Source organism: Arthrobacter hankyongi (genome assembly GCF_022012395.1).
GTDB lineage: Bacteria > Actinomycetota > Actinomycetes > Actinomycetales > Micrococcaceae > Crystallibacter > Crystallibacter hankyongi.
The window spans coordinates 1-15,186 of the sequence record NZ_JAKLTQ010000004.1 but is presented as its reverse complement, the minus strand read 5'-3'; the positions used below and the strand labels follow the sequence as shown (position 1 = coordinate 15,186).

11 protein-coding genes are annotated in these 15,186 nt (G+C 73.0%); 4 read left to right on the top strand and 7 right to left on the bottom strand.

The window, feature by feature from the left end:
* Positions 1-16 precede the first annotated feature (16 nt).
* From LVY72_RS07730 to LVY72_RS07710, 5 genes are all read right to left on the bottom strand, one after another.
* Positions 17-1,198: an MFS transporter gene (locus LVY72_RS07730; protein ID WP_237819398.1), complete on the bottom strand. Its 1,182-nt coding sequence runs from the start codon at positions 1,196-1,198 to the stop codon at positions 17-19.
* Between the two features lie 340 nt (positions 1,199-1,538).
* Positions 1,539-4,343 (bottom strand): AAA family ATPase, encoded by a 2,805-nt coding sequence (locus LVY72_RS07725; RefSeq protein WP_237819396.1) that lies wholly within the window; start codon positions 4,341-4,343, stop codon positions 1,539-1,541.
* A 187-nt stretch (positions 4,344-4,530) separates the two neighbouring features.
* On the bottom strand, positions 4,531-5,346 hold the full coding sequence (locus tag LVY72_RS07720; protein ID WP_237819394.1) for a fumarylacetoacetate hydrolase family protein: 816 nt from the start codon (positions 5,344-5,346) through the stop codon (positions 4,531-4,533).
* Between the two features lie 114 nt (positions 5,347-5,460).
* A complete protein-coding gene (locus LVY72_RS07715) occupies positions 5,461-6,117 on the bottom strand; it encodes a response regulator (RefSeq protein ID WP_237819392.1) in 657 nt (218 codons plus the stop codon).
* A complete protein-coding gene (locus LVY72_RS07710) occupies positions 6,114-7,430 on the bottom strand; it encodes a sensor histidine kinase (protein WP_237819391.1) in 1,317 nt (438 codons plus the stop codon). The genes LVY72_RS07715 and LVY72_RS07710 overlap by 4 nt, the downstream gene beginning before the upstream one ends.
* Positions 7,431-7,616: 186 nt before the next feature.
* On the opposite strand from LVY72_RS07710, the gene LVY72_RS07705 reads away from it, so the two are divergent.
* From LVY72_RS07705 to LVY72_RS07695, 3 genes are all read left to right on the top strand, one after another.
* The gene (locus LVY72_RS07705) at positions 7,617-8,717 is read left to right on the top strand and encodes an FtsX-like permease family protein (RefSeq protein ID WP_237819389.1); all 1,101 of its coding nucleotides are present in this window, start codon (positions 7,617-7,619) and stop codon (positions 8,715-8,717) included.
* A 30-nt stretch (positions 8,718-8,747) separates the two neighbouring features.
* Entirely contained in the window at positions 8,748-9,443 is a 696-nt protein-coding gene (locus LVY72_RS07700; protein WP_237819386.1) for an ABC transporter ATP-binding protein, read from the top strand.
* Positions 9,444-9,564: 121 nt separating this feature from the next.
* Positions 9,565-10,923, top strand: a complete 1,359-nt coding sequence (locus LVY72_RS07695; RefSeq protein WP_237819385.1) for a DUF2252 domain-containing protein — start codon at positions 9,565-9,567, stop codon at positions 10,921-10,923.
* 6 nt (positions 10,924-10,929) lie between these two features.
* On the opposite strand, the gene LVY72_RS07690 is transcribed toward LVY72_RS07695, so the two are convergent.
* A complete protein-coding gene (locus tag LVY72_RS07690; RefSeq protein WP_237819383.1) occupies positions 10,930-12,399 on the bottom strand; it encodes a phytoene desaturase family protein in 1,470 nt (489 codons plus the stop codon).
* Positions 12,396-13,880 (bottom strand): glycosyltransferase family 87 protein, encoded by a 1,485-nt coding sequence (locus tag LVY72_RS07685; protein WP_237819381.1) that lies wholly within the window; start codon positions 13,878-13,880, stop codon positions 12,396-12,398. The genes LVY72_RS07690 and LVY72_RS07685 overlap by 4 nt, the downstream gene beginning before the upstream one ends.
* Before the next feature lie 124 nt (positions 13,881-14,004).
* On the opposite strand from LVY72_RS07685, the gene LVY72_RS07680 reads away from it, so the two are divergent.
* The coding region (locus tag LVY72_RS07680; protein WP_237819379.1) for an acylneuraminate cytidylyltransferase at positions 14,005-15,186 on the top strand (1,182 nt) is incomplete at its 3' end.

The window sequence follows — 15,186 nt, the reverse complement described above, 5'->3', positions numbered from 1 at the left end:
GAGGCCGGCGGCCCGGTCAGCCGCGCCGCTGTTCGCGGGCGGCGGGCGCGGCCAGGGCGGAGACGGTGATCAGCACCGCCACTGCCAGCAGGGAATTGCGCACGCCCACGTGCTGGCCCAGGAAACCCAGGAACGGCGGCCCGGCCAGGAACGCGACGTAGCCCAGGGTGGACACCACCGAGACGCGGCCGGCGGCCCGGGCCGGGTCCTCCGCGGCCGCGGACATGCCCAGCGGAAAGCCCAGCGCCGCCCCGAAGCCCCACAGCACCGCACCGACGAGCGCCAGCGGCAGGTTCGGCGCCAGCACAAAGAGCAGCAGGCCGGCCAGCGCCGCGGCCAGCCCCAGCCGTAGCACCGGCACCCGGCCCAGCCGGTCCACCACCCGGCCGCCGGCCAGTCGCACCGCCGTCATCGCGGCGACGAACACGGCGAACACCAGCGCGCCCTCGGCCGCGCTGGCGCCCAGCCCGTCCACCGCGGCCTTGGCAATCCAGTCATTCGCCGCGCCTTCGGTCAATGCGGCGCCGAGCACGACGACGCCGATCAGCACCGTGCGCGGCTCCCGCCAGGCGCCGAAGCCTCTGGCGCCCGCGGCGGCGGCGTGCGCCGCGGGCCGGGGCGGCAGGAACGCCCGCGGCAGCGCGAGCGCCGCCGCGGCCACCAGCACCGCCAGGCAGGCCAAGTGCGCGGACAGCGGCACCTGCAGCGCCGACAGCCCGGCGCCGGCCAGGGCACCGGCGAACGCGCCCAGGCTGAAGGCGGCATGGAACTGGGGCATCACCGTGCGCCGCAGCTGTCGCTCCACGTCCGCGCCCTCGATATTCATCGCCACGTCCCAGCAGGCGATGCCCACGCCGAGGCCGAACAGCGCGGCCGCCGCGGCCGGCACGAGGACGGCCTGCAGCGCGCCGGCCAGCCCGAGCATCGCCAGCGCCACCAGCACCCCGCCGGCACGGACGGTGTTCGCGGTGCCCAGCCGCGCGGCCAGCGGCCCGGCCAGCGGCAGCACGAGTACCGAGCCCAGTCCCAGCACCAGCAGCAGCACGCCGATCTGGCCGGGACCGATGTCCAGCGTCTGGGCCGCGGCCGGGATGCGCGCGGCCCAGCTGGCGAAGGCCAGGCCGTTGAGGAAAAAGACGGCAAGGGTCGCAGAGCGGGCGGTGGCGGCGGTTTCCCGGAGCAGGTCGCTGGCAGGCATCCCTCCAGTCTGCCAGTCCGGATCCGGGTCCGGCACCGGTCGGCAGGTTCCGAACGGCAGGCTCCGGACAGACGAAATGGTCTGAAGCGCCTTCCCCCGAATATGCGCTTCAGACCATTTCGTTGTGCAGCAGCCGCGAATTACCGGTGTTCCCACCGCGGCCGGATGGCTCCGGCCGCCCCCAACTAAGTTGAAGCTGCTGCCGGCCGGAACCGGGTTCCCTTCGGAATGCCGTTTCCTGGCCGACACCTCCATGGTGCGGCGCAATGGCGCGTTTCACCAGAGCCCGGCCACCCTAGTTCGCAAACGCTGGGGTAGCTGCTCCATACGCCGCCTCGGCCTATCCCTGCGGTCCGAGGGCGGCCGGGAGCTGCCGGCGGGAGGAAATCCGCAGCTTGGCAAAGGACCGGGACAGGTGCCACTCGACGGCCTTGATGGTGATGAACAGCTCCGCGGCGATCTGCCGGTTGGTCAGCCCCTTGGCCGCCAGCGAGCAGACGCGGAACTCCGCCGGGGTGAGCCGGTCCGCCGGGTTGTCGGCCAGGATCGGCAGCGAGGTCTCCTGGGCAGCCAGCAGGGTTGCCATCCGGCGGGCCACGCGGGCGGCCCCGATGCGGTTGCCCAGCACCAGGGCCCGGCGCGCGGCGGCCAGTCCCTCGGCGCGTCGGCCGCCGTCGTCCGTCTCCGGTGCACCCAGGCACAGCTCGGCCAGGTCGGCCAGGGCCAGCGCCGCCTCGTAGCGCCCCTCATGGGCCTCCAGCAGGGCGACCGCTTCGCGCAGCATCGCCGCGGCGGTGTGCTGCGGCTGGGCCAGGGCGGCGCGCCGCAGCACGAAGCCGATGCCCCGCGGGGCGCCGTAGGCCCGGGCCCGGGCGAGGGCGTCCTCCGCCAGCGCCGCGGCATACTCGCGGTGTCCGGCACGTGCCGCCGCCTCGATCGCCGCCCGGATCCACGGTCCCAGGGTCGGGCCGATGCCCTCGGCCAGGTCCATCGCGGAGGTGAAGTGCTCCAGCGCCGCCGCCGGCCGCCCGCGGGCCGCTTCGGCCAGCCCGTGCAGGTGCAGTGCCGTGGCCTGGACCAGCGGGGGTCCCTGGACCGGCAGCGGGACCCGGGCCAGCACGCCGTCCAGGGCATCCAGGTCGTCGCGGGCGATGTAGACCTCCGCCAACATCACGCAGGCCGCCTCCAGATAGGTCCGCCAGCCCAGGTCGGCGGCCCGCATGCTGGCCTCCAGGTCCACCTGCGCCAGGCGCAGCCGGCCCCGGTTCAGCTGCACCGCTCCGCGGCAGTAGGCCAGCGTGGCGTGGGCCATCACCGCCGAATCCGCCCGGGCCTCGGCGATCGCCGCGTCCAGCAGCTGCAGCGCCGCGGCGTCCTCCTCGGCCCCGTTCAGCGCCCCGGTGGCGTAGTTGATCATGCTGGACTCGGCCCCGTTCTCCGCCAGCAGCTTGCCGCCGGCCACGGCCCGCACCGCCAGCCCGCCGCTGCGCCGGGCGTCCTGGCCGGCGGCGGTCAGTCGCAGCGCCTCCTGCACCAGCAGCAGCCGGTCGCTGGGCCCGTCCTCGGCCGGATCCTGCGCCAGCACCTGGTCCAGCTGCACCGCGTACTCATCGGCGAACTGCAGCTGCAGGAATCCGGCACCGGCAGCCAGGGCCACCGCGCGCCGGCGCAGTTCAACGTGCGCGCCGGGGTCGTTTTCCAGTTCCTTCAGGGCCAGCGCGTAGCTCTCGGCCGCCGGCTCCCACCTGCCGCTGTTGTAGAGGGTCTCGGCGAACTCGAGCAGCAGCCGGGCGCGGGCGTCGTGCCCCTCGGTCAGGGCCAGCGCCTGCCGGGCCAGCTCCTCGGCCCGCGGCCGTTGCCCGGCCAGCTCCTGGGCCTGGGAAGTCTGCACCAGCAGCTGCCGGCGCAGCTCCACCGGCAGCCCACGTTCGGCCAGGGCACGCTCGCCGAGCTGGGATGCCATCCCGCTGGCCCCCTTTCGGCGGGCATCCGCGGCGGCGGCGAGCAGGATCCGGGCGATACGCGGATCGGCCCCCGGGGCGGAGGCGAGCAGGTGGCCGGAAACGGCCGCCGCCCCCGCGCCGTCGGCCATCAGGACCTCCGCGGTGCGCCGCCGCAGCGCGGACAGTGCCGCCGGCTCCATCCCGGCCAGCAGGTTTTCGGCCACCAGCGCGTGCTGGACCCGGGGCCGCGGCCGCAGTGCGGAGAGGAACCGGCCCTCCTGCAGCCCGCGCAGGCCCGCGGCCACCGCCGCCGGCTCCAGCCCCAGGACCGCCGCCACGCGTGCCGCGGAAACCTCCTCGCCCAGAACGACGACGGCGGCGAGCACCTGGCGTTCCTGCTCCGGCAGCCGTTCCAGCCGCTGCCGCAGCACCGCGTCCTCGCAGCCGGCCGGATCCAGGTCCAGGCCGGGCTGTTCCCGCTCGAGCAGTTCGCGGATGAAGAACGGCAGGCCCCCGCTGGCCGCCTGCAGTCGCGTGGCGCTGACCGCCAGCGTGTCCTGCCGCCGGGCCGTCAGCCAGTTCTCGATCGCCTCGTGCGAAAGCGGCTGCAGCGGCCAGTGCAGTTCCGCGCCCGAGGCCAGCTCCTGCGGCGGCAGGTTCCGCCGCGCCCGGGGCTCGCCGGTCCCGCCGCTGCGCAGGCCGCGCAGCAGCAGGACCGGCACGTCCAGCAGCAGGCTGCCGACGTCCTGCAGGACCGCGAAGGACAGCTCGTCCAGCCACTGGGCGTCGTCGACCAGGGCGGCCACGGGCTGCTGCTGGCTCAGCGAGCGCAGCACCCAGGAGGCCGAATAGCTCAGGGCGGCCCGGCTGATGTCCACCTCGGGAGCGGTCAGAAAGCGGTGCAGCAGCTCGCCCTGGCCGTCGAACGGCGGTGTCCCGGCCGGCTGGGCCTGGGCCAGCGGGGCGAACCACTGCCACAGCATCGCGCCGGGCAGCTGCCGGAACTCGTCCCCGGCGGCCCGCAGCAGCGTCCAGCCGCAGGCCCGGGCATCCCGGCCGAGCTCGTCCAGCAGCGCGGTCTTGCCGATGCCGGACGGCCCGCTGACCGTCAGGCCGGCGTTCCGGCCCGCGGCAACGGAGTCCGCGAGCAGGCGCCATTGCGCCAGCTCCTGGTCCCGTCCGAAGATCCGCTGCTCTGCCACGGTTCCGATCCTAGGGCGGACCTGCAGCTTCGGGTAGGACGGCGCGGCCCAACCGCGGTCCTTCCCCCCATCTCCCCGACGCCCTCCCCTCCCCCTTCCTCCATCGGCTCGGCACATAGCGACCTTTTCCGGGCGGAAAAGGTCGCTATGTGCCGAATCGATGGAGGGGTGGAGGGGTTGGTTCGGGTTATTCGGCGACGCAGCGGTTGCGCAGTTCGCCGATGCCCTCGATCCGGGTGACCAGTTCGGCGCCGGCGGGGATCCATTCGCGCGGCTTCCGGGCCAGCCCGACGCCGGCCGGCGTGCCGGTGGCGATGATGTCCCCGGGCTCCAGGGTCATGAACTCGCTGATGTAGGCGACCAGCGCCGGGCAGGAGAAGATCAGGTCCGCGGTGGTGCCGGACTGCTTCTGCACGCCGTCGACCTCGCACTCCACGGCCAGCCCGGACTCCGGATCCAACTCGTCCGCGGTCACGATCACCGGGCCCCACGGGGTCATCCGGTCCCAGTTCTTGCCCTGGAACCACTCGGGGGTGCGGCCCTGCCAGTCCCGGACCGAGACATCGTTGAGCACGGTGTAGCCCAGGATCGCTTCGCGGGCCGCCGCCTCGTCCGCGTGCCGCACGGTGCTGCCGATGACGACGGTCAGCTCCGCTTCCCAGTCGATCTTGCTGCTGGCCGCCGGCATGACGACGTCGTCCGTGGGGCCCACCAGGGCATTGGCGAACTTGGTGAAGATGGTGGGGTACTTGGGTACCTCCTGGCCCACTTCTTCGGCGTGGGCGTAGTAGTTCAGGCCCGCACAGAGGATCTTGCCCGGGCGCAGGATCGGCGCCGCGAGGCTGCCGGCCTCCGGTGCCGCCCCCTGCTCGCCGGCCAGCGAGCGCCAGTCCGGCCGGGAGAGCAGCTCGCCGATATCCCCGGCCGGCAGGTAGGTGGTGACTCCCCCGTCCTGCCGGAATGCCTGCGTGGTCCCGTTCCGCCGCACCGTACCCAGACGCATCCAAACCTCCTGCGGGCGGCGCGCCGCCGCCGTCGTTGTTGCCGTTGTCCGGCGGAAAACCCGCCGCTGGCAGAATATCTGGTCGGCCCGGCGGGCCGGTCCCGGCCGCCCGGCCTACTGGGCGCGGATGATCCGCCGCTTCGTGGCTTCGGCGATTGCCGCGGTCCGGTTGTCCACGCCGAGCTTGGCGTAGATATGGACCAGATGGGTCTTGACCGTCGCCTCGGAAATGAACAGCTGCCGGGCAATGGCCCGGTTGCCCAGCCCGGTGGCCAGCAGCTCCACCAGCTGGACTTCGCGCGGGCTGAGCGCCGGCTGCGGATGGCGGATCCGGTCCAGCAGCCGGGCGGCCACTTCGGGGGCCAGGGCGGTGCGGCCGGCGGCGGCGGCCAGCACGGCCGCCCGGAGCTGGTCCGGCGGCGCGTCCTTGAGCAGGTAGCCGCTGGCGCCGGCCTCAACCGCCGCCAGGATGTCTGCATCGGTGTCGTAGGTGGTCAGGATCAGCACCGGCGGCGCCGGTTCACCGGCGGCCTCCCGGGACCTGATCCGGGTGGTGGCGGCCACGCCGTCCATGCCGGTGCCCATCTGCAGGTCCATCAGCACCACGTCCGCGGGCTCGCCGAGCAGCTGCAGGCGGTCCAGTTCCTTCAGCGCCGCCGCCCCGTCGGCGGCCTCGGCCGCCACGGTCATCCCCTCGAAGCCGGAGAGCAGGGCGCGCAGTCCGGCGCGCACCACCGGATGGTCATCCACCAGCAGGATCCTGATGCTCATGCCTGCCGGCCTCCGGCGTTTCCGGCCACCGGTGCCGGGCCGGAGGTTCCGGCCAGTGGCAGCCGGATCGCCACCACGGTCCCCTCGCCCGGGGCGGATTCGACGGCCAGGCTGCCGCCGAGGGCCGCCACCCGGTCCCGCAGCGCGACGAGGCCGAAGCCGGTGCCGTCGGCGCGCAGGCCCGCGGCGGACGGATCGAAGCCGGCGCCGTCGTCGTAAATATCCAAGGTGACGTCCTCGGCCAGGAAGCCGAGGCTGACGACGGCGGTGCCCGCCTTCGCGTGCGCCGCCACGTTCGCCAGGCTTGCCTGGGCGGCGCGCAGCAGGGCTGCCTCGTAGCGGGGCGGCAGCTGCACCGGCTCGCCGTCCAGGTTGAAACGGCAGCGCAGCTCCTGTCCCATGGCGCCGGCCCGGGCCTGGGCCGTCTCGCAGAGGCGCCGCAGCTCCGCCGCCAGCGCACCGTCTGCCGCCGGGTCCCGGCCCGGCCCGGCTGGCTGGACGGACGCGAGGCCGCGGACAAACCGCCGGGCCTCGGCCAGGTTGTCGGCTGCCGTCTGTTCCACCAGGCGGATCCGCTCCGCCGCCGTGGGCGCCTGGCCGGCGTCGAGCGCCGCAGCCGCCGACCGCGACACCAACACAATGCTGGAGAGGCCCTGGGCGAGGGTGTCGTGGATTTCGCGGGCCAGCCGGGACCGCTCGGCCAGCATCCCGGCCTCGTGCTGGGACTGGGCCAGCTCGGCCCGGGTCCGGCGCAGCTCGGCGAGCGCCCGCCGCTGGTTCTCGGCATCGAGGTAGAGGGCACGGTAGGCCATGCCCATCAAGACGGCGAAGACCGCACCGACCACCGGCCCGATCAGCATCGCCGGTTCCAGCCGCCCGGCGTGCCACCACTGCGAGGCGATCACGACGCCGGTCAGCGCGGCGACGGCGAACACCGCGTGCCCGGTGCGCAGCACGTGCAGGTGCAGGAAGAACAGCGGGAAGGCCAGCCAGGCGAAGCTGGCGCTGAGCACCGCCAGCGCCACCCACAGCACGGTGACCGCGGCCAGCCACCACGGCGCATACCGGCGAAGGTCCGGCCCCCGGCCTCCGGTGCTGCGGCGCTTCTCGGCCACGGTTCCGGCCAGATACACCGCGGCCAGCAGCAGGGCCAGGCCCAGCGCCAGGTAGGTGGCCCGGTCCGCGGGCCGGGCCGCCAGGGTGGCGCCGGTGGCCAGGGCCAGCAGCCCGGCGAAACCCACATGCAGCCCCACCCGCAGCACCCGCAGCACCAACGCACCCGTCGGCGGGGTGGACTCACTCAGCACGGACATCCTCCCAGCGTAGTGCCGCGCGGCGCGGCGCGGCCCGGCCCGGCGTCAACCATTTGGTGGATTCCGGCACCAACCTTCCGGCGCGCGCGGACCATCCCCGCCCCCGATGTGGCCGGCGCGGATCGGCGGAAGGCTGGAAGCGGTCCCGGAGATCCCGGAGGCCAAGAGATGAAAGAAGGAACCACCGTGTTCTTGGCACTGCGGGATATCCGCTTCGCGAAGGGCCGCTTCCTGCTGATGGGAAGCGTAATTGCCCTGATGACGCTGCTGCTGGTGCTGCTCTCCGGGCTGACCGCCGGACTGGGCAACCAGTCCATCTCGGTCCTCCGGGGGCTGTCCGCCGCGGGCAACACCGTCGTGTTCGGCGCCGCGGCGGGCAATGCGCCGGCCGTTTCGTTCACCGATTCCCAGCTCACCGCCGCCCAGCTGCGCAGCTGGCAGCGCACCGGCGGCGTCGAGCATGCCGAGGCGTTCGGGGTCAGCCAGGCCCGTCTCACCGCCGGCGGGAGCACCAATGTCGCCGTCGTCGGGGTCCAGCCGGGCGGGCGGCTGGCACCGGCGCCGGTCGGCGACCGGACCGTGGTGCTCAGCCAAACGGTCGCCGACGGCCTCGGGGCCGCCGTCGGGGACCGCGCCGACGTGGGCGGACGCGAACTCGAGGTGTCCGCCGTGGTCGCGGACCAGTGGTATTCGCATACCCCGGTGGTGTGGACCTCGCTGCACAGCTGGCGGTCGGTGGCACACCTTAACGGCGCCGGTGCCTCCGGCGGCCCGGTCGCCACCGCCGCCGTCGTCGAGCTGGCGGACAGCGGCCCGGCCGGAGCCGCGGCGGCGGCCGGCAACGAAGCGGCCGGCACCGTGAGCACCTCGGTCACCGGCGCCTATCAGGGGCTGGGCTCCTACCGGAGCGAGAACGGGTCGCTGCTGCTGATGCAGGCCTTCCTGTACGGGATCTGCGCGCTGGTGATCGTGGCGTTCCTGAGCGTGTGGACCATCCAGCGCACCCGGGACATCGCGGTGCTCAAGGCAATGGGCGGCTCGGACGGCTACCTGCTGCGGGACGCGCTGGCGCAGGCCGCAGTCGTCCTGGCCGCCGGCGCTGCCGTGGGCGGCGGGGCCGGCGTGCTGGGCGGTATGTTCGCCGCCCGGGCCGCGCCGTTCCTGCTCACGCCGGCAAACACCCTGCTGCCGGTGGCCGGCATCATCCTGCTCGGCATGGCCGGCGCCGTGCTGGCCGTCCGGCGCGTCACGGCGGTGGATCCGCTGGCCGCCCTCGGCGGCAACTAACACCCCCGCCCCACCCGAAAAGGAGTTTCCATGACCCTGCCCCTCAGCCTCGTCAACACCACCCTCGACTACCCGGACGGGGACGGCACCAGCACGGCCCTGGACGATGTCAGCCTGCAGGTCGGTGCCGGCAGCATCGTGGCCCTGGCCGGTCCGTCCGGCTCCGGCAAATCCTCGCTGCTGGCGGTCGCCGCCACCCTGATCCGCCCGACCTCCGGGCTGGTCCTGCTCGACGGCGTGGACGCCACCGCCCTCGCGCCCAGGGACACGGCGGCCCTGCGCCGGGAAAAAATCGGCATCATCTTCCAACAGCCGAACCTGCTGGCCGCGCTGACCGCGCTGGAGCAGCTGCAGATCGCCAGCCACCTGCGCGGACTGCCCCCGAAGCGAAGCCGCACCCGCGCGCTCGAACTACTCGACGTCGTCGGGCTCGCCGGCTACGCGCACCGCCGGCCGCACCAGCTCTCGGGCGGCCAGCGCCAGCGGGTGAACATCGCCCGGGCGCTGATGGGCAGCCCCTCGGTGCTGCTGGTGGACGAGCCGACGTCGGCCCTGGACCACGAGCGCTCCGAAGCCGTGGTGCGGCTGCTGGTGCGGCTGACCAGGGAGTTCGGCCTCGCCACCGTCATGGTCACCCATGACCTGGAGTTCATCCCGCTCACCGACGCGGTGGCAAGCATGCGGGACGGCCGGCTCGGTCCCCCGGTCCCGGCCGCCCGGCCTTGACCGGGCAAGGGCGGGCGGCTCCGGGTCCAGCCCGGATTGCCGGCCGTCGTGGTGGGCAGATCCGGCCGCGGCTAGACTCGCGTTAACGAAGGGCGACCACGCACGGACGAGGGAGTCTGCGATGGACCTGGCAAACCGTAAACCCGAAGCTGAAGGCCGCGAGGCCGAACTGCGTGCGGCGGGCCGGCAAGCCCGCAAGCTGGTTCCCCGCGGATCCCAGGCGGAGTTCAAGCCGCCTGCCCGGGATCCGGTGGAGTTCATCCAGGCACAGAACGAGGTGCGGATCCCGGAACTGGTCCCGCTGCGCACTGAGCGTATGTCCGCCGACCCGTTCTCCTTCTACCGCGGCAATGCAGGGCTGATGTCCGCCGATCTGGCCGCCCTGCCACGGTCAGGGCGCGAGCTGCTGATCTGCGGCGATGCGCATATCGCCAATTTCGGCCTGTATGCCTCCCCGGAGCGTCGGCTGGTTTTCGATCTGAATGACTTCGACGAGGCCACCATCGGCCCTTGGGAATGGGACGTGAAACGTCTGGTGGCCAGCGTCGTGGTCGGCGGCGGGCAGCTGGGCATCGGCCGGCAGCGGCTGCGCCGCCTCGCGTTGCTGGCGGCCCGGTCCTACCACGTGGGGCTGTACCGGGCGCTGCGGATCAGCCCGTTGGAACGCTACTACTTCCACATCGGCGAACATCATGCGGACCAGCTGCTCCAGCCCAAGGACAAGGCCTGGTTCGGGATCCAGGCCCATAAGGCGCGGCGCCGGACCTCCGCCTCCGCGGTGCGCAAGTTTATGGAACCGGTGGACGGGCAGCTGCGCTTCCGGGAGGATCCGCCGGCCATGGTGCACATCTCCGAGGCCGAGGTGGGCCAGGTCCAAGTGCACTTCGAAACCTACCGGCAGACGGTCCGGTCCGACGTCGCCGTGCTGCTGTCCATGTTCGCCCCGGTGGATTTCGCCCGCCGGGCCGTGGGCGTGGGCAGCGTGGGCACCGCGTGTTACGTGGTCGCCTTCCGCGGCCGGAACAAGTCCCGGCTGGTGCTCCAGGTCAAGCAGGCGCTGCCCTCGGCGGTGGGCGGCTACAGCCCGGTCTGGGAACTGAACAAGAGTGTCGTCCGGCTGCCGCAGCACGAAGGCGAGCGGGTCGTTGTCGGCCAGCAGATCCTGCAGGCAGTTTCCGATCCCTTCCTGGGCCACTTCCAGGCCAACGGCCGGGACTTCTACGTCCGCCAGTTCCGCGACATGAAATGGTCCTTCGACACTGCCGGCATGACGGCGCGGCGCTTCGGCAACTATGTGAACGCCTGCGGTTTCATGCTCGCCCGGGCGCACAGCCAGAGCCCCTCGGCGCCATGGGTGCTGGGCTATCTGGGCAAGTCGACAGCCTTCGATGAAGCAGTGGTGGACTGGGCCTTCGCCTACGCCGAACAGTCGCTGCAGGACTACGGCCGGTTCCGCCGGGCCTTGGGTAGTAGGGACTGAACGGGATCAGGGCGCCAGGTCCGGCACCGGCAGCCCGAAGACCTCCTGGAGCGCCAGCGATGCCGCGTGGTAGCCGGACATCCCGTGCACGCCGGGCCCGGGCGGGGTGGCCGACGAACAGAGGTAGAAGCCCTTCAGTGGCGTGTGCCAGGGCTGGGGGCGCAGCGTGGGCCGGGCCAGCACCTGGCGCAGGCTGACGGCGCCGGTGCCGAAGTCCCCGCCGGCATAGTTGGGGTTGTACCGGGCATAGTCCGCTGCGGACATGCTGCGCGAAGCCACGACGAGGTCGGCGAAGCCGGGAGCCGCCTGCTCCAGCTGGGTGGTAATCAGCGCGGTGAGGTCCCGGTCCGAGCCGTTCGGGACGTGGCAGTAGGTCCAGAGCACGTGCCGGCCGGCGGGGGCGCGGGTCGGGTCGAAGCTGCTGGGCTGGGCCACCAGCGTAAACGGCCAGGCCGCATGCCGACCGCGGGCCACCTCCTGCTCGGCCACCCGGATCTGCTCGCGGGTTCCGCCCAGGTGCACGGTGGCAGCCTTGGCCAGTTCGGGGTTCGCCCACGGCACCGGCCCGGACAGGATGTAGTCCACCTTCGCCGCGCCGGGACCGTAGCGGTAGCGGCCCAGGGTGTTCACGTAGCCGGCGGGCAGCCGGTCCGCGGCCAGCCGGAGCAGGTGCTGCGGGGTGGTGTCCAGCAGCACCGCGCGGGCGGCGGGCAGGTCCCGCATATCGTTCACCCGGACACCGGTGGCCACGCTCCCGCCGTGCGCCTGCAGGTCCGCCACGAGTGCTTCGATGATCGCCTTCGAGCCGCCGGCCGGCAGCGGGTAGCCCACCGCATGTGCCAGCGCCCCGAGCATCAGGCCCGCCCCCGCCCCCACCAGGCGGCGCGGCCCGCCCGGCGTGTGGGCGGCAACCCCGGTCAGCAGTGCCGGGGCGTGGTATTCCTTGAAGCGCATATTCCACAGCGGGCCGCCCTGTTCCAGCACGCGCAGGCCGAACTTCAGCGCCGCCACCGGATCGTCCGGCAGGCGCAGCAGCTGGTTCATGGTCAGCCCCAGCAGCTGGTCCACGCCCTGCACCAGCGGTTCCAGCAGCGACCGGTAGGCCCGCCCGTCCACCCCCAGGCCGGCCGCGGTCCGGGCCAGGCTGCGGTAGGCAATGGCCGCGTCGGCTCCGTCGATGACCTGCGCGTAGGAGATTTCCGGGGTGTGCAGCCGGATCCGTTCGGCCAGGCCGAAGTCGCTGAAGAACGGCGAGGCCACCGCCAGCGGGTGGACCGCCGAGCAGACGTCGTGCCAGTGGCCCGGTTCGATCAGCTCCTGGGTGCGGGCGCCGCCGCCGGGTTCCGCGGCGGCCTCCAGGACCTGGACCTTCAGTCCGGCCCGGGCCAGCACCACGGCGGCCGCCAGCCCGTTCGGACCGGCGCCGACGACGACGGCGTCCGGTGCGCTGTGTGCGCTGCCGGGGGGACTGGTCATGATCCGGCCTCCTTCGCCAGATGCTGCGGTGGGACCGGGTGGCGCAGGGCCGGGCCGCCGAGCACGAACCGGTCCGGGGCGCGGTCGAACGGGCCGCCCTGCGGATCGTCCGTGTCCAGCCGCCGGACCACGTCCTGCTCCGGGCGGCGGATGGACCGGACCACCATGGCCATCAGCCAGACGGTGCCGGCGATGTGCGCGAGGACCGCCAGCACGTAGTAGGGGGTGTCCAGGTTGTGCTCGGCGGCTCCGCCGCTGGTGCTGCGGCCCAGGTACATCCAGACGGCCCACCAGTGCATGACCTCGAAGAACTGCCAGATCAGGAAGTCCCGCCAGCGCGGGTGCGCCAGCGCTGCCAGCGGCACCAGCCAGAGCACGAACTGCGGCGAGTAGACCTTGTTGGTCAGCACGAAGGCCGCCACGATCAGGAAGGCCAGCGAGGCCAGCCGCGGCCGGCGCGGGGCGGTCAGCGCCAGCCAGGCGATGCCGGCGCAGGCGGCCAGGAACAGCAGCAGCGAGGCGGTGTTGATGAAGGCGGCATCCAGCTGCGGCAGCGCGCGCTGCTCCATGCTCACGTTCCAGGCGTACCAGATCGAGGAGTAGCCGGCCTCCCGGTCCCGGCTGTAGGACAGGAACTGTCCCCAGCCGGCCGGATTGAGGATCATGACCGGCACGTTCACCAGCAGCCAGGCCGCCGCCGCGCCCCCGGCGGTCAGCCCCAGCGGACGGTATCTGCCGGTGCGCACCGCCAGCAGGATCAGCGCGCCGAAGATCAGCAGCGGATACGCCTTCACCGCGGTCCCCAGGCCCAGGAACACACCCGCCGCCACCGGCCGGTTGCGGGCAAAGGCCAGCATGCCCAGCGCCGCCAGCAGCACCGCCCAGATGTCCCAGTTGATCGTCCCGGCCAGCACGATGCCGGGGGCCAGCGCCACCATCGCGGCATCCCACGGGCGGCGGTGCCCCATCCGCGCGGTGGCCAGCACGACGGCGATCCAGGCTACCGCCGCCAGCACGGCGTTGAGGTCGAAATAGGCCAGGGTGCGCCCGGCGGACTCCCCCTGCCCCGGCACCAGCCAGGCCGTGGCCCCGGCCAGCACGCCCAGCAGCACCGGGTACTCGAAGAAGCTGTCAGGGGTCAGCGGGGGAAACACGCCCGCGTCCAGGTGCCGGGAGGTGAACAGCACCGGCCAGTCGGAGTAGCAGCCCTGGTAGAAATAGTCCGGCAGCGTCCAGCCTCCGGCCCGGCACGGGGTCTTGACCAGCACGGAGAGCAGGGCGGCCAGCGTGGTCAGGATGATCAGCACCCGTTCGACGGTGAAGAATCCCGGGGACACGATGCCCGGGGCGGTCCGGCGGCCCAGCGGTCCGCCGAGCACCTCGGTGAAGCGGCGCAGGAAGGGATCGTTGCGGCTGGGCACCACGATGCGCAGCGGCAGGCGGCGGCGCATCCGCTGCTTGGCAGGGGTGACCGTGGGCATACAGCCACCTTACTGCCCCGGCCAGTCGATGGGAGGGGCGGGAGGGCGAACCGTTAACCTGCGCTTACCGGTGATTAACCTTTGGTACCCCGGCCGGTCATCCGGGCTTCCTACGGTTGCCGCAATGAGCACTAACCACACCCGGGACGTCCTGGTGGTCATCCCCGCCCGCGGCGGCTCCAAGGGAATCCCGTTCAAGAACCTGGCCCCGGTGGCCGGCCGCAGCCTGCTGGGCCGGGCCATCGACGCCGCCCTCGCCGCCCCGCTGGTGACCAGCGTCGTTGTCAGCACGGACCACCCGGACATCCGCGCCGAGGCCCTGCGCTGCGGCGCCGAGGCCGTGGCACGGCCGGCGGACCTGTCCGGGGACACCGCCACCAGCGAATCCGCCGTGCTGCACGCCCTCGGCACCCGCTCCGTCCAGCCGGCCGTGACCGTCCTGATGCAGTGCACCTCGCCCTTCATCGACCCGGCGGACCTGAACGAAGCCGTCCGCGCGGTCCTGGACTCAGAGGCCGACGTCGCCTTCTCGGTGGCACAGAACCACAACTTCCTCTGGACCATCAGCGACGGCGAGGTCGCCGCCGTCGGCCACAGCGCGGACTTCCGGCCGCGCCGCCAGGACCGGGACCCGCAGTACCGCGAAACCGGGGCCTTCTACGCCATGCGCACCGAAGGCTTCCTGGCCCGCCGGCACCGTTTCTTCGGCCGCCTGCGGCTGCAGACCGTCCCGGAGGCGCACGCGGTGGAGATCGACTCCCCCGAGGACCTCGCCCTGGTCCGGGCCATGGCCCCGGAGCCGCAGCCTGCCGGCATCGACGTCGATGCCCTGGTGATGGATTTCGACGGCGTGCACACCGACGACCACGCCTTCGTCAACGCGGAGGGGGAAGAGTTCGTCCGCGTGGACCGCGGCGACGGCATGGGCGTCGCCCGGCTGCGCAAGGCCGGCGTCCCGCAGCTGATCATCTCCACCGAAACCAACCAGGTGGTGACCGCCCGGGCCCGCAAGCTCGGCATCGACGTCGTCCAGGACGTGGCCGACAAGGCCGCCACCATCAACGCCTGGATGCGGGCCTGCCGGCTGGACCCGGCCCGGGTTGCCTTCGTCGGCAACGACGTCAACGACCTGCCCGCGATGGGCGCCGTCGGCTGGCCGGTGGCCGTGGCGGATGCCCGGCCCGAGGTCAGGGCCGCGGCCCGCGTGGTGCTGGAGCATAACGGCGGCCAGGGAGCCGTCCGTGAAATCTGCGAGCGGATCCTCTCCGCCCGCCCCGCCGGCCCCGCCGGCAACGTCTACACAGAA

What these genes read in the sequence shown, in the direction of transcription:
- LVY72_RS07690 (WP_237819383.1), bottom strand. Translation starts at nt 12,399, where the DNA reads ATGACCAGTCCCCCCGGCAGCGCACACAGCGCACCGGACGCCGTCGTC.
- LVY72_RS07685 (WP_237819381.1), bottom strand. Translation starts at nt 13,880, where the DNA reads ATGCCCACGGTCACCCCTGCCAAGCAGCGGATGCGCCGCCGCCTGCCG.
- LVY72_RS07720 (WP_237819394.1), bottom strand. Translation starts at nt 5,346, where the DNA reads ATGCGTCTGGGTACGGTGCGGCGGAACGGGACCACGCAGGCATTCCGG.
- LVY72_RS07710 (WP_237819391.1), bottom strand. Translation starts at nt 7,430, where the DNA reads ATGTCCGTGCTGAGTGAGTCCACCCCGCCGACGGGTGCGTTGGTGCTG.
- LVY72_RS07700 (WP_237819386.1), top strand. Translation starts at nt 8,748, where the DNA reads ATGACCCTGCCCCTCAGCCTCGTCAACACCACCCTCGACTACCCGGAC.
- LVY72_RS07730 (WP_237819398.1), bottom strand. Translation starts at nt 1,198, where the DNA reads ATGCCTGCCAGCGACCTGCTCCGGGAAACCGCCGCCACCGCCCGCTCT.
- LVY72_RS07695 (WP_237819385.1), top strand. Translation starts at nt 9,565, where the DNA reads ATGGACCTGGCAAACCGTAAACCCGAAGCTGAAGGCCGCGAGGCCGAA.
- LVY72_RS07715 (WP_237819392.1), bottom strand. Translation starts at nt 6,117, where the DNA reads ATGAGCATCAGGATCCTGCTGGTGGATGACCATCCGGTGGTGCGCGCC.